Below are 23911 nucleotides of genomic sequence, written 5' to 3'. Positions count from 1 at the left end.
GTGTGAAAATGAATAAAAAATTAAAAGTACTATTTATTTTATTGGCTTTTGCAATTATCCTTACAGGATGTGGAGCAAATATATCTGTTCCTGGTGAAGTAGGTCAGGATATAATTTCTGCTGATAAAGCTTTGAATTTAATGGGAAATAAAGATGTAATTATAGTTGATACTCAAAAATCTAGTGATTTTAAAGATCAGCATTTAACTGGCTCAGTAAATATTAGTAGGAATGATATTACAACATTTGGACCTTATCCTAATATGCTAGCAGGTGCTTCTAAAGTGGAATCTACTTTAGCCAATAATGGTATTTCTAATCAATCAGAAATTTTTATTTATGATAATAATAATAATATGGATGCAGCTCGTTTATGGTGGACTATGTTGGTTTATGGTCATGATACTGCTAAAATGAAAGTAATAAGTGGTGGTTTAGCTGCTCTCAAAGAAGCTGGAGCTGATTTTACTAATGGTGATTATAAAGTGGAAAAAGCTGAATATAATATAACAGAAAAAAATGAAGATTTAATTGCTAGCAAAGCAGATATCTTAGAGAAATTAAATACTGAAGCTGATAACTTTGCTATTTTAGATGTTAGAACAGCAGCAGAAGTTGGAAAGGGGGTTATTCCAGGAGCTATTCATATTAATTATTTAGAAAATAATCAGGATAGTGGAGAATTTTATCCACCAAGTTATATACAGAGATATTATCCAGATAATAATATCATCCCAGATAAAGAAGTTATTATTTACTGTCAAACATCAATTAGAGCAGCCCAAAGCTTTTTAGCACTGCATAATGCTGGCTATAGAGATTTAAAACTTTATGATGGTGCCTGGATTGAATGGTCATCAGATAATTCTACTCCTAAAGGAATGTTAACAGGTGCTCCAGTTCAGCCAAATGCTCAAGATGGTTCTTAATTTATCAAAATAAAATTAAATTTTTATTTTATATTTTGATTTTTATAATCTAATTCAAGCTTAAAAAAACTAGGAGGAATAAAAATGAGAAAAAGAAATTTATTATTATCAATTAGTTTAGTTGTCCTAACATTATTAGTTTCTACAGTAACTTTTGCTGCTTCTGCTGTAGTTGAAGATGCTGTTAATAATTATTTTGCTAACTTACCTGAAGATAATGCAATGATTGATCAAACAGCCTTTGTAGAAAGAATTAAAGCTGGTGAAGATCTTTTTGTTCTAGATATTAGACAGCCTGATGTTTATAATGAAGGTCATATTAAAGGAGCAATTAATTTACCTTGGGGACCAGAAGCAATTCCAGCTGCTTTAGATCATTTACCACAGGATGAAACAATTTATGTTTACTGTTATACTGCTCAAACTGCAAATCAAACTGTTGCTTTATTAAATTTTGCTGGTTTTGAAGCTAAGTCAGTTAAATTTGGTTGGAATTTAGGAATAGCTAAAGTTGAAGGTTATGAAGCTGCAGTTGAAACTAAAGCTAATCAAATAGGAGAAGCCACAGCTTATAAAGTTGAACCAGAAATAGTAAAAGCAATTGAAGATTATTATGCTGGTTTAGCAGATGTTAGTGATTCTATTTATAAAAATTATAAAATTTCGGAAGATATGTTAAAAATGGCCTTAGATTCTGATGCTGATTTAATGGTAGTATCTATTAGACAGCCTAATGCTTTTGCTGAAGGTCATATTGAAGGTGCTGTAAATATTCCTTGGGGAGCTGGAATGGAAGACTATTTTGGTCAGCTACCAGAGGATAAAAAATTAGTTGTATATTGTTATACAGGTCAAACAGCGGGTCAAACAGTTGCTGGTTTAAGAATGTTAGGTTATGATGCTGTATCACTTAATGGAGGAATGGGAACTTCTGCAAATGAACCTTATGGTTGGTCAAATAAGGGTTATAAAGTAGTGCAGTAGTATTTTTATGATATTTAAAATTTAAAAGTAAATAAAAAACAAAGAGGAGCCTTTAATGGCTCCTCTTTGTTTAATTAGTGTGCTCCGTAAATTATTCTGATAGTAGGTGAAAGTCCTTCCTATGTTGTGGCATGTATCATGTAGAAGTCAACAGTGACAGGGTGTTCACCGCGAGGTGGAATCTGAAGAGTCTGAGACGTGCTGTTAGTCCAAAACATAATGTGAACCAGAGGTGGCATCTGTAGATGGCGATTCGCCTAAGTAACGGAGAAGCTCAATGCCGGCATAAAAACCATGCAATCTAGGCTGGATTTACGGGTGTGATTAGGGTTGGAATGACAGTAAGATAGAATAATTGACCGGAGGAGTTCTGTATTTGTCTAAAAACTGAAACTAGTTTTAGTAAGTCGAGGCATAACCTGAACGGGAAAACTAAGATAAAGCAGATACAGAGTTCAGATGGCGTCAATAGTAGCAAGGATAACTGGTCCTTAGATAGCAGGGCGACCTGCAGGAGGATAAAGCCAGTTTAGCAAAGGACAGCCAGCGCAGTCGAAGTTGAAGATAATACAGGAGTGGTAAATAGATTTTAATGGTTTAAACACTGCTTAAAGCAGTGGGTCAGGCTTGTAACTGAAGGGAGAAATCTAATTCTAAAGGTGGTAGGTCAGAAACACCATAACCTCAGTAGTAATATGTCAGAGGGGGCGATTGGTGAGAACCTAAAACGTGGCTGATAATATTATGAAGATAGGGTCTGTTTAACTGGACTGTAGAGTTAGAGACTGGTAAGTCGTGAAGTAAGGACTGGTGAAAGAGATAACTGAGAAAACGTACTACACTCTTAAAGACAAAGTGACAAAGATTAAAAACATGAAAGCAGCCGCAAAACATGTCTTAGATAACGGTGGTAGTGCAGGTGTTGATAGAATAGATACAGTAGAATTTAAAGAAAACTATGCAGTTCACATGAGAGAATTATACAGAGAATTCTTAGAGGATAGATATCAACCCAAACCAGCACTGAGAGTATTTATCCCAAAAAGTGATGGAAGACAGCGACCACTGGGAATACCCACAGTTAAAGATAGAATAGCTCAGGCTGCAGTGAGAGGAATACTGGAGCCGATATATGAAAAAGAATTCTGTGACTGTTCTTTGGGATTTAGAAAAGGTAAATCGCAGATTGATGCGATAAACAAAATAGAAGAATACAAAGAACAGGGATACAAATGGGTATTAGATGCAGACATTAAAGGGTTTTTCGATAATATAGATCATGAGCTTTTAATAGAATTCATCAGGCAAAAAGTAACAGATGGTTGGGTAATTGAAATAATAAAATCGTGGCTGACCATGGGAGTCATGAAAGATGAAGAATATATACCCACAGAGAAAGGAACCCCTCAGGGTGGTGTAATATCGCCACTTCTGGCGAATATCTTTCTGCATGAGTTCGATAAAATAATGGTAGAAAGAGGGTACAAGCTGGTGCGATTTGCTGATGATTTTGTGGTAATGACAAAATCAAAAAGGAAAGCTAAAAGAGCTTATGAGGTAGTTAAAGAAATTATTACAGAAAAACTCAAATTAGAACTGCATCCAGAAAAGACAGTAATAACTAACTTTGGTGAGGGTTTTGTATTTTTAGGATTTGAATTCATAGCCTGGAGATACAAAAGACCGAGAAAGAAATCACTAGAAAAATTCAAAGATAAAGTTAGAAAAGTTACTAAGAGAAATCAGCCCTGGAAAGTGGATTCAATTATAAAAAGATTAAATCCTAAAATATATGGTTGGGCTAATTATTTCGGCCATGGAAATGTGAAGAAACTTTTCTGGCGTTTAGATAAATGGATACGAATGCGGTTAAGGTCATATATGGAGAAAAAGAAAGCAGTTATGAATCAAAACAAAAGAATCCCCAATTCCTTTTTCAGGAAGAAGGGACTCGTTTCATTACTTACTAGATTGTCCTAAAGGACTAAAATATACAGCTGTGGTAACACAGTGACGAAGACTTATTCCTTGAGATGGGGCAACGACTGACGGAAAGCTGTATACGGGAGAACCGTACGTGCAGTTTGATGAGGGGTCCCAGCCGAAAGGCTGGTCCTACTCTATTTGATAAAATTAATCAATTTGATTATGAATTAATTCCATAATTTCATTTTTAACTTCAAAATACTCTTCATTATAGATAACTTCTTTAGAACCTTTTGTTAAAATTTGCTTGGAAAAATCAAGTTCAAATATTTTAAGAATTTCTCCTGGCTGTTTAGACATCAAAACAACTCTAGTTGCTAATAGTAAGGCTTCATCAACATCATGGGTTATAAAAAAGATAGTAGTATTATTTTCCTGCCAAATATTACGAATTAAATTTTGCATATTTTCTCTAGTTAAAGCATCTAAAGCTCCAAAAGGTTCATCCATTAAAACAACTTGTGGATAATTAGCCAGGACTCTTGCAATTGCAACTCTTTGTTTCATTCCACCTGATAATTCAAAAGTATAATTTTCACCAAAACCGCTTAAATCTACTTCTTCTAAAAAATATTTTCTAGTATTTTCAATTTCATTTTTACTTAGATTTCTCATTTTAGGACCAAATTCAACATTTTGATTAACAGTCATCCAAGGATAAAGGGTAGGAGATTGAAAAACTACTCCTCGGTGCCAATCAGGCCCTTCAACTTCTTTATCCTGCATTAAAACTCTACCTGAACTAGGATTTACATAACCTGCAATACATTTAAGTAAAGAACTTTTACCACAGCCAGAAGGACCCAAAACACAAATGAATTCTCCTTTATTAATTTCTAAATTAATATTTTTTAAAGCAAGGGTTGAATTAATACTTTCACCATATTCTAAGCTCATATTTTCAATTTTAATTAAGCTCTTTTTTTCTTTTTGAGCAGTCATAAAAATATCCTTTCTTAACTATAAATTAATAATTATCTAATAAGAATTTTTATCATTTTCTAAAGACATTTCAATATATTTAGGATTAACAAATTGATTAAATGCTGCTTGTGAAGGTGATTCTTCAATTGAACCTTGAGCCTGTAGAAAATCGGAAGTATCTTTCATAACCTGAGCAAAATTTCCTGCTTCTGTTTTAGTACCAAAAAAATCAGCGCTTAGAAGTTCTTTTCTAGTTTTCCAACTTGTACCCTGCATTTGATGTAGGGCAACTTCAGTTTCAAGTCCTAATTTGTCACCAGCAATTTTAGCAGCTTTTTCAGGATTATTTCTATAAATATCACCAGCTTGGCTTAAAGCAGAAATAAAATCAGCAACTAATTCTGGATATTTTTGAGAAAATTCTTTTCTAACTACATCTATATTAGCAGTAATATAACCTTTATCAGCCATTTTTTTGCTATTAGTTAGAGTAGAACCACTTTTTAAAAGCTGCGCTAGAGTTGGTTGCCAGGTATAAGCTGCTTGTACATCACCACGTTCCCAGGCTGCTACAATTTCAGCAGTTTGCATATCTAATAATTGAACTTCTTTTTCAATTCCTGCTTCTTTTAAAACATTAAGTAGAATATAATGTGAAGTTGAAGCAAAAGGGACAGCAACTCTTTTTCCTGCTAAATCTTTTACTTTTTTTATTCCAGATCCATCTTTTACAGCTAAAGCCTCATTTTCACCTAGTACTTCATGAATCCAAATTAGTTCTACTTTAAGTTCACGGGCAAGAGCAGTGATTGCATTTGTATTTCCCATTGTTGCAAAATCAATACTTCCAGAAGCTAGAGCTTGATTTGCTTCTACACCTGAATCAAAAACTCTAGTATTAACTTTAATTCCACGTTCAGTAAAATAATCATCAAAAAATCCTTGGGCTATGGCAATAGTTTGATCATTTGGCACTCTTAAAATTCCAAAGTTTATTTCATCAGGTAAGTTTTTGCTTTCTTCTGTGTTTTCAGCTTGGTTATTACCACAAGCAGTTAAAATAAAAGCTAAACCTATAATTACAAATAGTAATAATGTTTTTTTAAAATAATTTTTCTTCATTTTTTACCTCCAATTTTTTTAGATCAGATTTAGAATAGATTATAAATTTTAAAATTTTTAAAGCTGTCCTTTCCAAAAAATAATTTTTCTTTCTAAATATCTTAAACCTGCATCAATAACTACACCCGTAATTCCCATAATTATAATTCCGACAAAAATAACATCACTTTTTAAAAAATTTGAAGCATCTAAAACCATCCAACCAATACCAGAAGTAGCAGCAACCATTTCTGAAGAAACTAAAGTAGTATAGGCGACTCCAAAAGCTGTTCTAATCCCAGTAAATATTTCTGGTAAAGAAGCAGGAAGTACAATTTTTAGGAAAACATCTTTTGGTTTAGCTCCTAAAGATTTTGCACTTAAAACAAAATCTTGATTTAATTTTCTAACTGCAGAAACACAAGCAATATAAATGGGGGCAAAGGCTGCTAAAAATAAAAGAATCTGTTTAGAAGTATCATCAATGCCAAACCAAAGTACCAAAAGAGTATAATAGGCTAAAGGTGGTAAAGGACGATAAAACTCTACAACAGAATCAATAATTGCTTCTACTTTACTAAAATAACCACTTAAAAGACCTAAAGGTATAGCAGTAGAAATTGCAAAAAATAAAGCGACAAATAAGCGTTTAAAACTAGCCCCCAAATGCATCCAAATCGGAACTCCATTATAACCATTTTCGAGTATACGAATAAAAGCTTTAGCAACTCGCAAGGGGCCAGGTAAAAGAGTAGGAGTAAAAATGCCTATTTTAGTAATTATATACCAAAATATAAAAATTGAAATCCAAGTTGAAATAGTTAATATTTTTTCAATTTTAGTTTTTTTGTTTTTATTATTTTTTCGTTTTGATTTATTATTAGAATTATTTTGTTTATTATTTAAACTCATTTATTTCCCCGTCCTTATTTAACTAAACCACTTTTGAAAAGAGGTTAACTATTATTATCAAAGATATCATATTAAATATAAATTATCAATTTAAAATGATTAAAAAGACCACCAGTATAAGGCTGATGGTCTTAAAATATTTTCTAGTTAACTAGTTTAATTCTGAGAAAAATCAAATTTTAAATTTAATATTTAGTTAAAATTATATTCAGTAACTATTTTATTTCGATCTGTAGTTTGATCTAAGAAATATTCGTAAAAAGAAATTCCTAAAAATGATCCAGAAATATTAATTACATTATCAAAGCCTCTACCTTGGAGAGCTAAAACTGCATTATAACTTCTCTGGCCTGAGCGGCAGTGAAGATAGACAGGTTTATCATGTGGAATTTCGTCAGCTCTTTCTCTCAGTTCACTTAAAGGAATATTAACAGCATTTATTAAATGACCAGCTTGATATTCGTCTTTTTCTCTGACATCAATAATCAAAGCATCATTTTCTACTAGTTCTCTGACTTTAGTTACTGGTACTTGGCGATAACGATTATTAATTAAGTTTGTAGCAACTAAAGTTGATTGATTAACAGCATTTCTGGGAGTAGAGAATAAAGGTGCATAAGCAAGCTCTGATTCTGTTAGATCTTCTACAGTAGCATCCATTAAAATAGCTGTTGCCATAACATCAATTCTTTTATCTACATTGCCTTTACCAACAGCTTGAGCACCTAAGATTTTGCCAGTAGGTACTTCATAGATTAGTTTAAAGTGTAAAGGATTAGCATCTGGCATTAAACCAACTTTATCTGTAGGGATAATATAAACAAAGTCATAAGCAATATCAGCTTCTTTTAACTGTTTTTCATTTAATCCAGTAGCAGCTGCATTATAATTAAAAGCTCTAATTACAGAGGTTCCAATAACTCCATTATTTTTATTAGGTATATTATAAATATGATTAGCTGCAGCTCTGGCTTGTCTTTGAGCTGGACCAGCAAGTGGTAATCTTGTTTTGCTGCGAGCAATTTTAGAATAAACTTCAATTACATCACCAACAGCATAAATATCAGGGTCACTTGTAACATAATTATGATTTACTTCAATTCCACCTGTTTCACCAATTTTGAGTCCAGCTGCTTCTGCTAGTTCTGTTTCTGGACTAACCCCAATTGCTAAGACAACAGCTTCAGCTTTAATTTTTTTACCAGATTTTAAAACTACCTGGTCAGCTTTCACTTCAGTCAATGGATCTGATAAAACTACATTTACGCCATTATCATGTAATTCTTTTTGAATAATCTGGGCCATATCAAAATCAAAAGGCTGCATTACTTGATCCATAGCTTCTACTAAAGCTACTTGTTTATCATTATGAACAAAATTTTCAGCAATTTCAACTCCAATATAACCAGCACCAATAACTGCTACATTTTCTACATTATTATTTTTAACGTATTTATTTAATTTGTCAATATCATCTACATTTCTAATAGTAAATACATTTTCATTATTTACTCCTTTAATGCTTTGTGGCTTAATTGGATTAGCACCAGGTGAGAGGACTAATTTATCATAAGCTTCAGTATAAATTTCACCAGTATCTAATTTTTTAACTTCAATAGTTTTTTCTTCTCTGTTTATTTTAACAACTTCACTCTTAACGCGAGCATCTATATTATATTGTTCTGCAAACTTTGAAGGACACATCAAAACTAGATCATCACAGTCTTTAACAATTCCACTTAGATGATATGGTAAAGAACAGTTAGAAAAAGAAACATGTGAACCACGCTCAAACATAATAATTTCTGCTGATTCATCCAGTCTTCTAGCTCTAGCAGCAGTTCCAGCACCTCCAGCTACTCCCCCAACAATTAAAATTTTCTTATTCATATTTATTCCTCCTGTATTATAACTTTTTATTATCTTATTCTTTAAATAAATAAATTTTAATATATTTTTTCACTAAATTTATTACTAACAAAACCACCAACAATCATAAAGATTAGGAAAACCCAACCAGATAAAGAAAAGTTAGAGATTGGTGTATATAAAGCACCAACATTACAACCTTGGGCTAAACGAGTTCCAAATCCCATTGATAAACCACCTAAAGCATACATTAGAGTTTGTTTTTTACTGATATTTAATTCAGAATTAAAAAATTCTATAAATTTACCAGCAGTTAGAAGATAAATAATTGCTCCCATTAAAATACCAAAGTTTTGAACAGAAATTTGATGTTCGAAAAATGGAGTTCTAAATGTTTGAGCAGATAGTTTAGTAAACTCAGCTAAGCTTTGAGCTGAAATACCAAAAAACATTAGTATCTTACCAAACCAAATACCATATGGTTGAGAGACCCCCCAGCCATAGCCAGTTACTCCCATTAAAATAGTGACAATAATTGCTAAGGCAATTCCTCCCTGTTTTAAAGTCCAGGGTTTTTCAAATAGATGGTAATAAGTATCAGCACTAAATAATTTAAAATTCTTTAAGTCTATAGGCTCTAAATTTTCCTGAATATTTTCAATTTCTAAACCACTATATTGGCCTGTTTTTTTCTTATAGCTTTCATACATATAAGATAAAATAGTGAAAATCAAACATAAGCCAGCAAGAGCTAAGAGCCCACCTAAATAACCTTCAAAGCCATCTCCTTGAAATAAGTCTGGTAAAAAGATCCCCCCCATTGTCCTATAACCAATATAAGAACTAAACCAGGAATCTTGCACCCAACTAGCTGTATATTGAATTGGAAAACCAACAAAAACTCCAATCATAAAAAAGATTAACGTTGTAAATGCTCTTGGTAGAGCTTGTGGTAAATCAGTTAGAACTCCACTTGCACAACAAACAGAAATTGACATTCCGAAGCCAAAGAGAAAACCACCTAAGATCAGACCAAGATTTATGGGCTTAATCCATAAATTATAACTAGCTGGATCTTTACCAAACAAAAAGGCAGTCATTAAAAGAGCTGTAATAAAAAACATAAACATTAAAGTTCTCATTAATTTGGTTGAGCCAGTTCTATAAGCTCTGTTTACACTACCTGCAAAACCCGTATAAGCTCTGGCTAAAGAATATCCCAAACCAGTTCCCATTAATAATCTAAAAAATAAAAGATCGGTTTTTAACCAAAATTTGGCTGCTGCGAGGATTATAATTATAATTATAAATCCAATAATTTTTTCAAATTTTTTCATTTAAAAATTCCCTCCTTGTTTTGCTAATTTAATTTTTACTTTGTTCTAAAATTCGCAAATCTAAACAAAAAATAATTAAATAATTTGTAAATTTGCTTTTTAACTAATAATATTATTCACAAGTACTATAATAATTATATACTATTTATTAATAATACTAAAATAATAATATCTTATGTTGGATAACTTTATTTTATATTAGATAAATTAAACTAAAAACTTTACAGTCTAAATTATGAGCTATATAATTAAAAAAGAATAGAATTAAAAAAAGGAGGTATTTTATAAATGAAAATTTCTATAATTTATCACAGTGAAAGTGGTAATACCAGAGAAGTAGCTGAAATTATTAAAGACGGATGTTTAAAAGTTGAAAAGGTTGAAGTAAAAACAATGTCAATTGATGAATTTGAGCCTGAATTCATTAATTCCTCTCAAACAATTATTTTAGGGAGTCCAACTTACAGTGGTGATATAAGTTGGCAGTTAAAGTCATTTTTAGATCAAAATAAAAAAATTGACTACAAAGGTAAATTAGGGGCTGTTTTTGCAACTGAAAACTTTATTGGTGGTGGAGCTGATAATGCACTATTAACAATGATTAGTCATTTACTTGTAAAAGGAATGTTGGTTTATTCAGCAGGAGCTGCTGCGGGTCATCCTTATACCCATTTTGGAGTTGTTTGTATTCAGGCTGGTTCTGAATCTCAAAAAGAAAGAGCAGCTATTTTTGGTAGGAGAATTGCTCAAAAAACTGTTGAATTATTTAAATAAATTAAGGCTCTTCTGCTAAGGAAGAACTTTTTGACATGCTTAATCCTGAGTGTTATACTTGACTTAAGATACTCCTAGGAGGTATATAATTATAATTAAAGAAATTGAGTTTTAAGTAGGAGGTACTAAAATGGATCATCAAAAAATGTTAGAGGATTTTAAAGAGCGTTTTAAAATTTCCTTAATTATTACAGTTCCAATTTTAATACTTTCACCTATGATTCAAGGTTTTTTAGCTTATAACTTAGAATTTCGAGGCAGTCAATATTTATTATTTTTGCTTTCTACTGTAATTTTCTTTTATGGTGGCTGGCCCTTTTTATCAGGCTTAAAAGATGAATTAAGCGATAAACAGCCAGGTATGATGACTTTGATTGCTTTGGCCATTTCGGTTGCTTATTTTTATAGTTCTGCAGTAGTTTTTGGGCTAGAAGGTAGATTTTTCTTCTGGGAGTTGGCAACTTTAATTGTAATTATGCTTCTAGGTCACTGGATTGAGATGCGCTCAGTAATGGGGGCTTCCCAGGCTTTAAAAGAACTGGCAAAATTGATGCCTGACCAAGCCCATAAAATTATTGAGGGAGAAGTTAAAGAAGTTAAAATAAAAAAATTAAAAAAAGGTGATCAAGTTTTAGTTAAACCTGGAGAAAAAATTCCAGCTGACGGATTGATTTATGAAGGGAATTCTTATATAGATGAATCAATGTTAACCGGAGAGTCAGAACCGGTAGAAAGAGGAGAAGATGAGGAAGTAATAGGTGGATCTGTTAATGGTGACAGCTCAATTAAAATTAGAATAGAAAAAGCTGGGGATGAGAGTTACTTGTCTCAGGTTATAGAAATGGTTAAAGAATCTCAGGCTGCTAAATCTAAAACCCAAAATTTTGCAGATCGTGCTGCTTTGTGGTTAACTTTAATTGCCATTACAGCAGGTACATTAACCTTTGGTAGCTGGTTTTATATTACAAGAGATTTAGCTTTTGCAATTGAAAGGATGGCTACAGTAATGGTCATTACCTGTCCTCATGCCTTAGGACTTGCGATTCCCCTGGTGGTAGCTGTTTCTACTACACTATCTGCTAAAAATGGTCTACTGATTCGCAATCGTACGGCTTTTGAGAATGCACGTAAAATAGATACAGTTTTATTTGATAAAACAGGGACCCTGACTGAAGGCAAATTTGGAGTAGAGGCAGTTGAAACATTTACAGGTGAATATAATGAGGAAGATGTTTTGCAGAAAGCAGCTTCTTTGGAACAAGAATCAGAACATCCAATTGCAAAGGGAATAGTAAAAAAAGCAGAAACAGATAAAGTTGAACTAATGAAAGTAGATGATTTTGAGATTATTAAAGGTAAAGGAGTAATTGGAAAAATTGACGGCAGAGATTTCAAGGCCGTTTCTCCTGGTTTTCTGAAAGAAAATAAAATAGAAGTACCTCAGTCTGCTTTAAAAGCAGGTCCATTTACCGAAGTCTTCATTTTAGAAGCTGGCAATTTAGTTGGAATGATCAGACTTGCTGATCAAATTAGAAAAAGCTCCTATGAGGCAGTACAGACACTTAAAGATAGAGGAATAAAAGTTAAGATGCTGACTGGAGACAATCAGAAAACTGCTGAATATGTAAGTAATGAACTCGGCCTGACGGATTATTTTGCCGAAGTACTTCCAGATGAGAAACAAAAAAAGGTAACAGAACTACAGGCTGAAGGAGCATTTGTTGCTATGACAGGTGATGGGGTTAATGATGCACCTGCTCTTGCAAAAGCAGATATCGGAATTGCAATTGGTTCTGGTACTGATGTTGCAGCTGAAACTGCAGATATTATTCTGGTTGAAAGTGATCCACTTGATGTATTAAAGCTGATCGAATTTGGCAGCTTAACTTATAAGAAAATGATTCAGAATTTATTCTGGGCTACAGGTTATAATGCCTTTGCAATACCACTGGCAGCAGGTGTTCTAGCAAGTTTTGGAATAATGATCTCTCCTGCAGTTGGGGCAGTGTTGATGTCAATGAGTACAGTGATTGTAGCAATCAATGCTAAGTTGTTAAAATTTTAAGTTTAGTTAAGTTTAGTATAATAGAAATATAAAAATTAATAATGTCTGTTAAAGATTATTAACTCAGTCAAATTTGTTTTTAGTTGGCTGAGTTTTTTGACATTATCAATCCTGAGTGATAAACTATGATTAAGATACTGCTTAGGGGTATATAGTAAAGAAATTGAGCTTAAAAAATAAATTAAGCTTGACATAAGCTGTTGTCAATGTTAGTATTATTTATACCCCCTACATGTATAAAGTATAAGGAGTGATAAAATGAAAAAAACAATTATGATTAAAGGAATGTCTTGCGAACACTGTGAAATGCATACTAAAAAGGAATTAGAAAAAATTGATGGGATTATTTCTGCAGAAGCTGATGCTGAAAAGGGTCAAGCTGTAATAGAGATGGAAAAAGAGGTAGCAGAAGATAAGTTAAAAGAAGCTGTAAAAGAAGCTGGCTACGATTATATAAAAACTGTATAACTTTAAAAAATTTTAATTTAAATATACATAGTGGGGGTATAATAAATTTAATGGAGGTGCAGAAAAATGGAAAATAAAAAAATAACTTTAAAAATAAAAGATATGAGCTGTGCTAGTTGTGCTCAAACAGTAGAAAAAGCTTTAAATAAAGCAGCTGGAGTTAGTGAAGCTCAGGTGAATTTTGCTGCTGAAAAGGCTTATATAACTTTTGATCCTAAAAAAAATAATAGAACTAATTTAATTGAAACTATTAAAAATAGTGGTTATGGTGTTCAAGAAGAGAAAGCAAAGACTTCTTTTAAGATAGATGGAATGACCTGTGCTAGCTGCTCTTCAGCAGTAGAGAAGGCTTTAAATAAAAGCGAAGGTGTTTATCAGGCCAATGTGAATATTGCAACTGAAAAGGGTAGTGTAGAATATAATCCAGAAATACTAGTCAAAAATGATTTTCGAGAAATTGTGAAAAATGCTGGTTATGAACTGGCCCGATTTGAAGATGAAGAACAAAAGAAAGAAAATGAAAATGATGAAGATGAACTCAGTGATGACATGAAAAAAGTTAAAAAAGCAAAAAAGAAAATGTGGGGTACCTGGGCTTTTACAATTCCAATTATGCTCTGGATGATTCCAGAAATGTTCTTCGGTATTGCCTGGCCTAATATGCAAATCTTTAATTTAGGAATGATTATTTTAGCAATTCCACCACTTTTTGTTTTCGGTCGTAAAACTTTTGTAACTGCTTATCGGGCAATTACTCATGGAAGTGCTAATATGGATGTTTTAATCGCAATGGGTACAGGTGCAGCCTTTATTACTGGACCTGCAGTCTTTTTTACTCCAATTGCTAATTATGCAGGTGTTTCTGCAATGATTATGGCTTTCCATTTAACAGGCCGTTTTATAGAAGAAACTGCTAAGGGGAGAGCCTCTCAAGCAATTAGAAAATTACTTGAATTGGGAGCCAAAACTGCAACAATTATTGAAAATGGTAATGAAAAAGAAGTAGCAATTGAGGATGTACAGCCTGGAGATATTATGCTGATTAAACCAGGAGAAAAAATACCTACTGATGGAGAAATTGTAGAAGGAGAAACAACAGTTGATGAATCAATGGCCACTGGAGAATCAATGCCTGTTAAAAGAAAAGAGGGAGATGAGGTAATTGGAGCTACAGTTAATCAGAATGGACTGATTAAGGTAAAAGCTACAAAAGTTGGTAAAGACACTTTTCTTTCTCAAGTAGTAAAAATGGTTGAAGAAGCTCAAGGAACTAAAGTTCCGATTCAGGAATTTGCTGATAAGATAACAGGGATTTTTGTTCCCACTGTTTTGATTATAGCAGTTTCTACCTTTGTGCTTTGGTTATTATTTCCAGAAAGTCTAAGAGAAGTTGGATTTTGGGCACAGTCATTTCTACCTTGGGTTGATCCGACTTTAGGTACATTTACTCTGGCAATCTTTGCAACAATTGCTGTTTTAGTAATCGCTTGTCCCTGTGCTTTAGGACTGGCAACTCCAACTGCATTGATGGTAGGAAGTGGGATTGGAGCTGAAAATGGAGTTCTAATCCGTAAAGGTGAAGCAATTCAGACTATGAAAGATGTTCACACAATTGTTTTTGATAAAACTGGAACCATTACTAAAGGTAAGCCTGAAGTAACAGATATAACTACAGCTTCAAACAGCAGTGAACAGCAATTACTGCAGCTGGCTGCAAGTGTAGAAGCTGGTTCTGAACATCCATTAGGAGAAGCAATAGTTCGAGGGGCCAAAGATAGGCAGATTGCAATAAAAGAAATTAAAAAGTTTAATTCTGTAACTGGTAAAGGTGTTAAAGCAGAAATTGATGGTAAAGAGGTACTTGTTGGAAGTAGAAAATTAATGGAGTCAGCTGGAATAGATAGTTCTGATTTTGAAGCTGAATTACAAAGATTGGAAAATGAAGCTAAAACTGCAATGCTAGTTGCAGCTGCTGGTAAAATGTTGGGGATAGTTGCTGTAGCAGATGCTTTAAAAGAAGATTCGGTTCAAGCAATTGCTGAACTGAAAAAACTAGGCTTAGAAACAGCAATGATCACAGGTGATAATCAGCGTACAGCAGAGGCGATAGCAAAAGAAGTTGGAATTGATCATGTAGTTGCCGAAGTTATGCCAGATGGTAAAGTAGATAAGGTAAAAGAACTGCAATCTGAATTTGGTGTTATTGCCATGGTTGGTGATGGAATTAATGATGCACCAGCTTTAACTCAGGCAAATGTTGGAATAGCAATTGGTACTGGTACAGATATTGCAATTGAGTCCTCAGATATTACCCTTGTTCGTGGAGATTTATCTTCTGTAATTACAGCAGTTAAATTATCACGAGCCACTTTTAGAAAAATTAAACAGAATTTATTCTGGGCCTTTTTCTACAATTTAATTGCAATTCCGGTTGCTATTTTAGGTTTGTTACATCCGGTAATTGCAGAAATGGCAATGGCTACTAGTTCAATTAGTGTAGTCACAAACGCTAATTTGTTAAGAAGAGAAAATGTTCAAGCTGAATATAAAAATGATTAAAAATTTAAATATTAGCTAAGCAAATATAATTTGGGGGGATCATATGAATTCTTTATGTGAATTAGATAAAAAAGAGCTAACAAATCGCCTGAAAAGAATAGAAGGACAGGTAAGGGGTATCCAGAGAATGATAGATGAAGAAAAGTATTGTGTGGATATTTTAAATCAAATTAATGCTATTCAAGGTGGGCTTAAAAAAGTTAGCCTCAAAATTTTTGATAAACATGTTCACGGCTGTGTTCAGAGAGCTGTTAAAAATGAACAAGGAGACGAAATTATTGATGAGTTAATGAATGTGGTGGAGAAATTTACTAAATAAACTATATTTAATCAGAGGCCTTAGCGGCTTCTGATTTTTTTTTGGAAAATTGTAAAAAAAATCTTGATTATTAAAAAGAGCTGTGTTATTCTCTATTTATGAAATTTATTTTCATAAAAAAAATAATATGAAAATAAATTACAAAAGGAGGAAATATTTTGTTTAAACAACTACAAAAAATTGGGAAATCTTTTATGCTGCCGATTGCAATTTTGCCAGCAGCAGGTCTATTGCTCGGAATTGGTGGTGCACTTTCAAATCCAAACACTGTTCAGGCTTATCCATTTTTAGATATTGGCTGGCTGCAGGCCTTATTTGCAATTATGTCTTCTGCTGGAAGTATTGTTTTTGGTAATCTGGCTTTGATTATGACTGTTGGTTTATCACTGGGACTGGCTAAAAAAGATAAAGGAACAGCTGCTCTGGCTGGTTTAGTTGCTTTTTTAGTTATGAATGCTTCAATTGATGGAATGATAACTGCTTTTAATGTAGATGTTAAAAGTATTGATACAGGTGTTGTTGGCTCTATAGTAATTGGTACTATGGTATCATTTTTACATAATCGCTATAGAAATATTAAATTACCAAGATTCTTAGGATTTTTTGGTGGTTCAAGATTTATACCAATAGTATCTTCATTTGCTTCTATTGCTGTTGGATTTGTCTTCTTTATGACCTGGCCAACTTTTCAGGATTGGTTAGTTAGTGCTGGTCAGGCAATAGCTGGTTTTGGAGTTATTGGTACCTTTTTATACGGATTCTTATTAAGGTTAAGTGGAGCTGTAGGTCTGCACCATATGATCTATCCATTATTTTGGTATACAGAGTTAGGTGGTATTGCTCAGGTTGCAGGAGAAACTATTGCTGGAGCTCAAAAAATATTCTTTGCCGAACTTGCTGATCCAAATCATACAGGACTTTTTACAGAGGGAACTAGATTTTTTGCCGGTCGTTTTGCAACAATGATGTTTGGTTTACCAGCTGGTGCTCTTGCTATGTATCACACAGTTAAAAAATCAAAAAGGGGAGCTGTTGTAGGATTATTTTTCAGTGCTGCCTTAACTTCATTTATTACTGGAATTACTGAACCAATTGAATTTATGTTTCTTTTTGTTGCTCCCTGGCTTTATGTAATTCACTCTATTTTTGATGGTTTATCTTTTGCAATAGCTGATATTTTAAATATTTCTATTGGAAATACATTTTCAGGTGGTTTAATCGATTATCTTTTATTTGGAGTTTTACAGGGAAATGCTGCTACTAACTGGATCTATGTTCTAATTGTTGGACCTATCTGGTCAGCATTATACTATTTCTCATTTAGGTTTTTAATTCAAAAATTTGATGTTGCAATCCCAGGTAGAGGAGATGAAAATCTGGAAGAGGAAGAAGTAGAAGCAGTTAACGGAGATCATTCATTATTTGAAAAATCAAAAGCTGTTTTAGATGCCTTAGGTGGTCGAGAAAATATTGAAGAAATAGATGCCTGTATTACAAGATTAAGAGTTTCTGTTTATAATAAAGATAATGTTGATAAAACTAAATTGAAAAAATTAGGAGCTACAGGTGTATTAGAGGTGAAAGGTGGAGTGCAGGCAATTTTTGGTGCCTTAGCTGATCCACTTAAACAAAATATTGAAGATATTCTGGAAGATAGAAAGGTGATTTAATTGAATAAAGGTTTAATAGTTTCTTGTCAGGCTTTAGAAGATGAACCTTTACACAGTTCATTTATTATGGGTAGAATGGCGGCAGCTGCAAAAATGGCAGGTGCTGTTGGGATAAGAGCTAATAGTGTAGAAGATATTCAGGCAATAAAAAAAGCAGTTGAGCTGCCGATTATTGGAATTATAAAAAAAGAATATGAAGCTAAAAAAGCTTATATAACACCTACTTTAAAGGAAGTTGAGGAGTTAATTTCAGAAGAGATAGAAACAATTGCAGTTGATGCTACTATTGACCAGGAGCTAAATTTTTTAGAAAAAATAATTTCTAAATATCCTGAGCAAAAATTTATGGCAGATATTTCAACTGTAGAAGAAGGCTTAAGAGCTGCTGAATTAGGCTTTGATTATGTAGGTACAACTCTGGTTGGTTATACAAAACAGTCTAAAAATGTAGATAAATTTGAAGTACTTAAAACTTTGATCAAAGAGACTGAGGCTGCAGTAATTGCAGAGGGTAATTTCGATACTCCTGAAAAAGCAGCTAAGGCAATTGAAATGGGTGCTTATGCAGTTGTTGTTGGCTCAGCAATTACAAGACCTCAAAAAATTGCTAAGAAATTTGTGGATGCTGTAAATAAATTGTAAAATAATATAGGGTGGTTAAAAATGGATATATTAATAGATATACAGAAACAGTTTAATAAATTCACTAATAAAGAAACAGATATAGCCCAATATATTTTAGAATCTAAAGCTAAAGTTAAGGATATGAGTATTACTGAGCTTGCAGAAAAGACTGAAACTTCAACGGCAACTATAACCAGGTTTTCAAAAAAAGTTGGAGCCAAAAATTTTGTAGAGTTAAAAATGCAGATTAATAGTTCTAATTATTTGCATCAAGATACAGAAGTTGACGATTTATTTGTTAATATAACTGATTATTATAAGGAAGTGCTTGATAACTCACAAAAGTTAGTCGATATAAATAAAATTATTAGTTTAGTCGATAAAATTAAATCTGCTGAAAAAATTTATATTTATGGGATTGGAAGTTCCGGTTTAACTGCAGATGAGATGAGACTTAGATTGCTTAGAATGGGTTTTCATGTCTCCAGTATTACAGACTCTCATTTAATGAAAATAAATAGTGCTATTATTTCAGAAAATGATCTTGTTATAGCAATTTCTATTTCTGGTCAAACAAAAGAAATAGTTGAATCTTTGAAAATTGCTCAAAAAAATAAAGCTAAAACTTTATTGATTACCAGCTTTGAAAATACTGAGGCTGCAAAATATGCTAATTTAGAGGCTTTAATTTATAATATTGCCTTTGTTGATCAGCAGAGGTTTATTAATTCACAATTTTCTGTAGTCTATTTATTAGATATTATTTGTACAGTATTATTACAGGACAAAGATATTAATAATAAATACAGTAAAACAGTTTCTACAATTCTTAAAAGTGATTAACTTAGTAATTGTTATACAGCAAGTTGATAAGAAATCTTAATCCAGTTTAATATTGCATAAAAAAGATGGAGCTTTTCAGCTCCATCTTTTTAGCTTAAATTTATTAATTTATGCTAAAATAGATCTTACAAACCAAATATTTTGACTGTAACCAGCTACATGATCCTCAAATTCCCCAACTACTTCAAAATCATCAGCTGCATCAGCATCATTTCTAATTTCTGTAGCTAATTTTTTCATTTCTTTTAAATCAGCTAGAACTTCATTTAAAACTTCATCCACACCATATTTTTTAGATTCTAACTCTTTAATTGTAGATGCTTCTTGATATTCGCTAAGTTTTACTAAAGGAAATTCACCCTTCATCTTTAAGATTTCTGCAACTTCATCATATTTTTCAAAGAAGTCATCATAAAGTTCTTCAGTAAAATTATGAACTTGCATAAACTGTTTACCTTCTACATTCCAGTGTAAATTGTGTAACTTAGTGTTTAAAACTGCTAGATTTGCTAAATAAGTGTTCATTTTTTCATAACTTTTCATAAAAAATTCCTCCTGTTATTTATTAGTAATGATTATTATTATCAACTATCTATATAATAATACATTAATTAAACTTTGTCAAGCTGATTGCCCCTCTTTTTAAAAAAAATAGATAGTTGATTGGTCCACATCTAATTATAACAGATTTATTTAAAAATTCAAATAAATAGTTATATAAAAGTAAAATAATTATATTTTTAGGTAAAATAAGTTAAATAAATAAATTTGTTAAGTAGTTTCCCCATTTTTTAAAATAGCAAAAACTCAAAGTTATCAACAGTCAAAATTGTGGATAATTAACTCTTAGAAACCCTTAAAATAGATTATCCACAGATTAAGCAAAAAAGGTGAAACAAGCTCCTTCTTTTGGTATAATTAGTTTGCAGACAAATAACACCAAAAAGGAGTTGTTTCACCATGACTAATTATACCAGATTAATCTATGAAATTAAACGAAAAGTAAGTAATTTCTCTAAAAAAATATCCAAAGATTTATCAAAACCTAAAACTAAATTCATATCTCAAATGATTTACGGACTTTTAGATAGTCAATCAGTACTTTTAAGTAATATTGGCAGATCTTTAAAAGAAGATAATCTTTTGAAAAAGACCGTTGAGCGTTTATCCAGAAATCTTGAAAATTTTGATGAACAGGAAGACTTGATTGGAAAATATATAAAAGAGGTAAAACCTCATATTGATGATAATACTGTTTTCTGCTGTGACAAATCAGATGTAGTTAAACCATACAGTAAAAAACTAGAAGCTCTTGATCGAGTTAGAGACGGCAGTAAAGGTGAAACTGAAAAAGGCTACGACACTTTTGAAATAACTGCTTTAACTGATAAAAAAGCACTGCCTGTTGAAGTATATTCTCATATTTATTCAAGTCTAGAATCTGGATTTAAAAGCAGAAATATAGAAGCTCTAAAAGGTCTTGACTTTGTAGAAAAACACTTTGGAAAAAAGGGTATCTATGCCCTTGATAGAGGCTATGATGCCAATATGTATTATGAATATTTTACTGAGGGCAATAAAGATTTTGTAATTAGAGCTAAAGGAAACCGCAATGTTATCTATAAGGGTAAAAGCTTAAATATCAAAAAAGTAGCTGCTCTCTATAAGGGAAAATATGCCTACCGTTATAGAAATCAGAACAATAAAGAGCGAAAGCTAAAATTTAGCTATGCTCCAATTAAATTACCTGCTTTAAAAGATACTGAATTAACTATGGTAATTGTCAGAGGACATGGTATTAATCCAACCATGATTATCACAAATTTAAATCCTAATTCTAAACGACTTACTCTGGCAGTTTTAAAAGCGTATATTAAAAGATGGAGAATTGAAGAATATTTTAGGTTTAAAAAACAAAAATTTGACTTTGAAAACTTTAGAGTTAGATCATTAAAGAAAATCAGAAATTTAGATTTAATTTTATCAATAACCATAGGATTTTTAGCTCTTTTTTCCAATCAGAAAAAGACTAAGCTTAGAGTATTTGTTAAGAAAGTTTCAGAAAGAATATTTGATATACCAGACTTTGAATACTATGCTTTGGCTGATGGAATCAGAGAAATACTGGCTAAATCCTACACTGGAATAGCTTCTTTTTTAAAGAGTTATTACAAAAAAAGACGATCACAAAAGAAATTAAGACTCTCTTTACCATTATGACGGTAAGGATAATTTTTGCTATTTTAAAAAATGGGGAAACTCATTAATTTGTTAAGTTGACAATTATTTAATTATATGGTTTAATTAATAAAAAGCAAATATATATCTGTTGTCTAATCTCAATTGAGAACGGGGGACCCATTTTTGGGGCTAATCTATATTTTATATATAGAAGAAGACCTTTTACTTCTAGCCCGACAGCTAACTCCGTAGACCTAGTTAAAGGACAGACTGCCTGTCATGGCGTAATTGGATTATTGGCACTACAGTCTATCTGTGGTGTTTTTTTAATTTATAATTTAAAATTAAAATTAGGAGAGAAAATGATGAATATTAGCAAAAAAAATCTAACTCCAGCTCAATATTTAGTTAGTGGTTATTTTGTAGTAATTATTTTAGGTGCATTACTTTTAATGCTGCCAATTGCTACTACAGATGGTCAAGGTTTAAGAGCAATCGATGCTGTTTTTACTGCTACCTCTGCAACTTGTGTAACAGGTCTGATTGTAGTTAATACTAAAGAGGCTTTTACAACTTTTGGTTCAACGGTGATTATGTTTTTGATTCAAATTGGTGGACTTGGAATTATGTCGATGTCAACCTTATTTGCTTTTATTATTGGCAAAAAAATTAGTTTAAAAGAAAGATTAATTATTCAAGAAGATTTGAATCAATATCAAATTTCGGGAATGGTCAGACTGGTTCAATATCTATTAGGATTTACTTTTGCTATTGAAGGAAGTGCAGCTGTAATTTTATTTTTTCGTTTTCTTAAAGATTATCCAACTGGTAAATCAATATATCTAGCAATTTTCCATTCTGTCTCTGCTTTTAATAATGCTGGTTTTGATCTTTTTGGTAATAGTCTGGAAAATTTCACTGGTGATTTAACAATTAACTTAGTTATCATGGCTCTAATTATTTTAGGTGGTATTGGTTTTGGAGTAATGGTAGAAGCTTATAATAGAATTAAATTTAAAAAGTCAACTTTACAGACTAAAATTGTACTTATAGTTACTCTTTCTTTGTTGATTTTTGGTTTTATTGTCTTTTTCATCTTAGAATATGATAATACACTGGCTGGATTACCTCTGTTAGATAAAACACTGGGGGCAATGTTTTTATCAGTTACTCCAAGAACTGCTGGTTTTAATACAGTAGCTACTGGAGCTTTAAAACAATCTTCATTATTTATAATAATTATTTTAATGTTTATTGGTGCTTCACCTGGTTCAACTGGTGGTGGAATCAAGACAACAACTTTTGGAGTAATGTTAGCTACTTTAAAAAATATGATTATAGGTAAAGAAGATGTTGAAGTATATAATCGTAGGTTTAAAAAGAAAATTATTTATGAAGCTTTTGTAATTACCATGTTAGCTGCAGGTTTAGTTATTTTAGTAACTACAATCCTACTTATAGTCGAAGATTTTCAATTTATTGATATTTTATTTGAAACAGTATCCGCTTTTGGTACAGTAGGACTCTCTACTGGAATTACAGGTCAGCTATCTGATATTAGTAGAGTTTTAATAACTATAACTATGTTTGCTGGGCGAGTTGGTCCTTTAACTTTAGCACTAGCTTTTGGAGAGAGAGTAAGAAAAGGAAATTATCACTATCCAACTGAAAAAGTAATGGTTGGTTAATTTTGATAGGAGGAGAATAAATGAAACAATTTATTGTTGTAGGATTAGGAAGATTTGGAACTAGTGTTGCTAAAACTTTAGCAGAAAATGGACATGATGTTTTAGCAATTGATTGTGATCCCGAAAAGGTACAGGCAATTAGTTCAGATGTTACTCATGCTGTGGAAGCAGATGCAACTGATGAAGAAACATTAAAAACTTTAGGAGTAAGGAATTTTGATGTAGCAATTATTAGTATTGGAGATAATGTTTCAGCAAATATTTTATGTACCTTAATTTTAAAAGAATTAAATTTACCATATGTAATTGTAAAAGCTCCTGATACTTTGCATGGAAAAGTTTTAACTAAAGTTGGAGCAGATAGAGTAGTCTATCCTGAAAGAGATATGGGGGCTAGAATAGCTCAGAATCTAATTTCATCTAATGTATTAGATTATATAGAATTTGCCCCAGAATATGGAGTGATTGAAATCTTAGCTAGTGGAAAAATGATTGGCAAGACTTTAAAAGAATTAGAATTAAGGGCTAATTTTGATGTTAATGTAATGGCTATCAAAAGAGGTGAACAATTATATATATCTCCTGGAGCAAATGATAAAATATTAGAAGGAGATAAGCTTGTTTTAATGGGTAAAAATGAAAATTTAGAAAAAATGAAGAATTTTGGTAATTAGATAA

20 protein-coding genes and 1 riboswitch are annotated in these 23911 nt (G+C 32.0%); of the genes, 14 read left to right on the top strand and 6 right to left on the bottom strand.

Features of this window, described 5'->3' with window-relative positions:
• The first annotated feature begins 8 nt into the window (after nt 1-8).
• The 3 genes from HPRAE_RS07285 (at nt 9) to ltrA (ending at nt 3893) form a co-directional block, all read left to right on the top strand.
• On the top strand, nt 9-929 hold the full coding sequence (locus HPRAE_RS07285) for a sulfurtransferase (protein ID WP_014553575.1): 921 nt from the start codon (nt 9-11) through the stop codon (nt 927-929).
• A gap of 84 nt (nt 930-1013) precedes the next feature.
• Nucleotides 1014-1913, top strand: a complete 900-nt coding sequence (locus HPRAE_RS07280; RefSeq protein ID WP_014553574.1) for a rhodanese-like domain-containing protein — start codon at nt 1014-1016, stop codon at nt 1911-1913.
• Between the two features lie 810 nt (nt 1914-2723).
• Entirely contained in the window at nt 2724-3893 is a 1170-nt protein-coding gene (gene ltrA, locus HPRAE_RS07275) for a group II intron reverse transcriptase/maturase (RefSeq protein WP_014553573.1), read from the top strand.
• A 153-nt stretch (nt 3894-4046) separates the two neighbouring features.
• Here the strand turns inward: ltrA and HPRAE_RS07270 are convergent, their stop codons facing one another.
• From HPRAE_RS07270 to HPRAE_RS07250, 5 genes are all read right to left on the bottom strand, one after another.
• The gene (locus HPRAE_RS07270; RefSeq protein WP_014553572.1) at nt 4047-4841 is read right to left on the bottom strand and encodes an ABC transporter ATP-binding protein; all 795 of its coding nucleotides are present in this window, start codon (nt 4839-4841) and stop codon (nt 4047-4049) included.
• A 36-nt stretch (nt 4842-4877) separates the two neighbouring features.
• Complete coding sequence (locus HPRAE_RS07265) at nt 4878-5945, bottom strand: taurine ABC transporter substrate-binding protein (RefSeq protein WP_014553571.1); 1068 nt, start codon at nt 5943-5945, stop codon at nt 4878-4880.
• A 57-nt stretch (nt 5946-6002) separates the two neighbouring features.
• Nucleotides 6003-6836: an ABC transporter permease gene (locus HPRAE_RS07260; protein ID WP_014553570.1), complete on the bottom strand. Its 834-nt coding sequence runs from the start codon at nt 6834-6836 to the stop codon at nt 6003-6005.
• Nucleotides 6837-7028: 192 nt separating this feature from the next.
• Nucleotides 7029-8726, bottom strand: a complete 1698-nt coding sequence (locus HPRAE_RS07255; protein ID WP_014553569.1) for an FAD-dependent oxidoreductase — start codon at nt 8724-8726, stop codon at nt 7029-7031.
• 56 nt (nt 8727-8782) lie between these two features.
• Entirely contained in the window at nt 8783-10042 is a 1260-nt protein-coding gene (locus tag HPRAE_RS07250; RefSeq protein ID WP_014553568.1) for a YeeE/YedE family protein, read from the bottom strand.
• A 288-nt stretch (nt 10043-10330) separates the two neighbouring features.
• Here HPRAE_RS07250 and HPRAE_RS07245 point away from each other — a divergent pair, with 288 nt between their 5' ends.
• The 8 genes from HPRAE_RS07245 (at nt 10331) to HPRAE_RS07210 (ending at nt 19364) form a co-directional block, all read left to right on the top strand.
• Nucleotides 10331-10816: a flavodoxin family protein gene (locus HPRAE_RS07245; RefSeq protein WP_014553567.1), complete on the top strand. Its 486-nt coding sequence runs from the start codon at nt 10331-10333 to the stop codon at nt 10814-10816.
• Nucleotides 10817-10946: 130 nt separating this feature from the next.
• Complete coding sequence (locus HPRAE_RS07240; RefSeq protein ID WP_014553566.1) at nt 10947-12881, top strand: copper-translocating P-type ATPase; 1935 nt, start codon at nt 10947-10949, stop codon at nt 12879-12881.
• Nucleotides 12882-13139: 258 nt separating this feature from the next.
• Complete coding sequence (locus tag HPRAE_RS07235) at nt 13140-13349, top strand: heavy-metal-associated domain-containing protein (RefSeq protein WP_014553565.1); 210 nt, start codon at nt 13140-13142, stop codon at nt 13347-13349.
• A 66-nt stretch (nt 13350-13415) separates the two neighbouring features.
• On the top strand, nt 13416-15908 hold the full coding sequence (locus HPRAE_RS07230) for a heavy metal translocating P-type ATPase (RefSeq protein ID WP_014553564.1): 2493 nt from the start codon (nt 13416-13418) through the stop codon (nt 15906-15908).
• Nucleotides 15909-15951: 43 nt separating this feature from the next.
• Nucleotides 15952-16227, top strand: a complete 276-nt coding sequence (locus HPRAE_RS07225; RefSeq protein ID WP_014553563.1) for a metal-sensitive transcriptional regulator — start codon at nt 15952-15954, stop codon at nt 16225-16227.
• Between the two features lie 158 nt (nt 16228-16385).
• Complete coding sequence (locus HPRAE_RS07220; RefSeq protein WP_014553562.1) at nt 16386-17897, top strand: PTS transporter subunit EIIC; 1512 nt, start codon at nt 16386-16388, stop codon at nt 17895-17897.
• Nucleotides 17898-18539 carry an N-acetylmannosamine-6-phosphate 2-epimerase gene (locus HPRAE_RS11235; RefSeq protein ID WP_014553561.1) on the top strand — a complete coding sequence of 214 codons (642 nt, stop codon included), beginning with the start codon at nt 17898-17900 and terminating at the stop codon, nt 18537-18539.
• A 21-nt stretch (nt 18540-18560) separates the two neighbouring features.
• Nucleotides 18561-19364, top strand: a complete 804-nt coding sequence (locus HPRAE_RS07210; RefSeq protein WP_014553560.1) for a MurR/RpiR family transcriptional regulator — start codon at nt 18561-18563, stop codon at nt 19362-19364.
• 108 nt (nt 19365-19472) lie between these two features.
• Here HPRAE_RS07210 and HPRAE_RS07205 read toward each other — a convergent pair whose 3' ends face one another.
• The gene (locus HPRAE_RS07205) at nt 19473-19907 is read right to left on the bottom strand and encodes a Dps family protein (protein ID WP_014553559.1); all 435 of its coding nucleotides are present in this window, start codon (nt 19905-19907) and stop codon (nt 19473-19475) included.
• A gap of 417 nt (nt 19908-20324) precedes the next feature.
• Between HPRAE_RS07205 and HPRAE_RS07200 the strand changes: the two genes are divergently transcribed.
• The 3 genes from HPRAE_RS07200 (at nt 20325) to HPRAE_RS07190 (ending at nt 23907) form a co-directional block, all read left to right on the top strand.
• Entirely contained in the window at nt 20325-21584 is a 1260-nt protein-coding gene (locus HPRAE_RS07200) for a transposase (RefSeq protein ID WP_014553558.1), read from the top strand.
• 100 nt (nt 21585-21684) lie between these two features.
• A riboswitch (cyclic di-AMP (ydaO/yuaA leader) is annotated at nt 21685-21815 on the top strand.
• Between the two features lie 95 nt (nt 21816-21910).
• Complete coding sequence (locus HPRAE_RS07195) at nt 21911-23233, top strand: TrkH family potassium uptake protein (protein WP_041606987.1); 1323 nt, start codon at nt 21911-21913, stop codon at nt 23231-23233.
• A 20-nt stretch (nt 23234-23253) separates the two neighbouring features.
• Nucleotides 23254-23907, top strand: a complete 654-nt coding sequence (locus HPRAE_RS07190) for a potassium channel family protein (RefSeq protein ID WP_014553556.1) — start codon at nt 23254-23256, stop codon at nt 23905-23907.
• The last annotated feature ends 4 nt before the right edge of the window (nt 23908-23911 follow it).

The sequence above is a fragment of the Halanaerobium praevalens DSM 2228 genome (assembly GCF_000165465.1).
GTDB lineage: Bacteria > Bacillota > Halanaerobiia > Halanaerobiales > Halanaerobiaceae > Halanaerobium > Halanaerobium praevalens.
This window is presented reverse-complemented; position numbering and strand designations above follow the sequence as displayed.

What these genes read in the sequence shown, in the direction of transcription:
- HPRAE_RS07285 (WP_014553575.1), top strand. Translation starts at nt 9, where the DNA reads ATGAATAAAAAATTAAAAGTACTATTTATTTTATTGGCTTTTGCAATT.
- HPRAE_RS07280 (WP_014553574.1), top strand. Translation starts at nt 1,014, where the DNA reads ATGAGAAAAAGAAATTTATTATTATCAATTAGTTTAGTTGTCCTAACA.
- HPRAE_RS07270 (WP_014553572.1), bottom strand. Translation starts at nt 4,841, where the DNA reads ATGACTGCTCAAAAAGAAAAAAAGAGCTTAATTAAAATTGAAAATATG.
- HPRAE_RS07265 (WP_014553571.1), bottom strand. Translation starts at nt 5,945, where the DNA reads ATGAAGAAAAATTATTTTAAAAAAACATTATTACTATTTGTAATTATA.
- HPRAE_RS07260 (WP_014553570.1), bottom strand. Translation starts at nt 6,836, where the DNA reads ATGAGTTTAAATAATAAACAAAATAATTCTAATAATAAATCAAAACGA.
- HPRAE_RS07255 (WP_014553569.1), bottom strand. Translation starts at nt 8,726, where the DNA reads ATGAATAAGAAAATTTTAATTGTTGGGGGAGTAGCTGGAGGTGCTGGA.
- HPRAE_RS07250 (WP_014553568.1), bottom strand. Translation starts at nt 10,042, where the DNA reads ATGAAAAAATTTGAAAAAATTATTGGATTTATAATTATAATTATAATC.
- HPRAE_RS07245 (WP_014553567.1), top strand. Translation starts at nt 10,331, where the DNA reads ATGAAAATTTCTATAATTTATCACAGTGAAAGTGGTAATACCAGAGAA.
- HPRAE_RS07240 (WP_014553566.1), top strand. Translation starts at nt 10,947, where the DNA reads ATGGATCATCAAAAAATGTTAGAGGATTTTAAAGAGCGTTTTAAAATT.
- HPRAE_RS07235 (WP_014553565.1), top strand. Translation starts at nt 13,140, where the DNA reads ATGAAAAAAACAATTATGATTAAAGGAATGTCTTGCGAACACTGTGAA.
- HPRAE_RS07230 (WP_014553564.1), top strand. Translation starts at nt 13,416, where the DNA reads ATGGAAAATAAAAAAATAACTTTAAAAATAAAAGATATGAGCTGTGCT.
- HPRAE_RS07225 (WP_014553563.1), top strand. Translation starts at nt 15,952, where the DNA reads ATGAATTCTTTATGTGAATTAGATAAAAAAGAGCTAACAAATCGCCTG.
- HPRAE_RS07210 (WP_014553560.1), top strand. Translation starts at nt 18,561, where the DNA reads ATGGATATATTAATAGATATACAGAAACAGTTTAATAAATTCACTAAT.
- HPRAE_RS07205 (WP_014553559.1), bottom strand. Translation starts at nt 19,907, where the DNA reads ATGAAAAGTTATGAAAAAATGAACACTTATTTAGCAAATCTAGCAGTT.
- HPRAE_RS07200 (WP_014553558.1), top strand. Translation starts at nt 20,325, where the DNA reads ATGACTAATTATACCAGATTAATCTATGAAATTAAACGAAAAGTAAGT.
- HPRAE_RS07195 (WP_041606987.1), top strand. Translation starts at nt 21,911, where the DNA reads ATGAATATTAGCAAAAAAAATCTAACTCCAGCTCAATATTTAGTTAGT.
- HPRAE_RS07190 (WP_014553556.1), top strand. Translation starts at nt 23,254, where the DNA reads ATGAAACAATTTATTGTTGTAGGATTAGGAAGATTTGGAACTAGTGTT.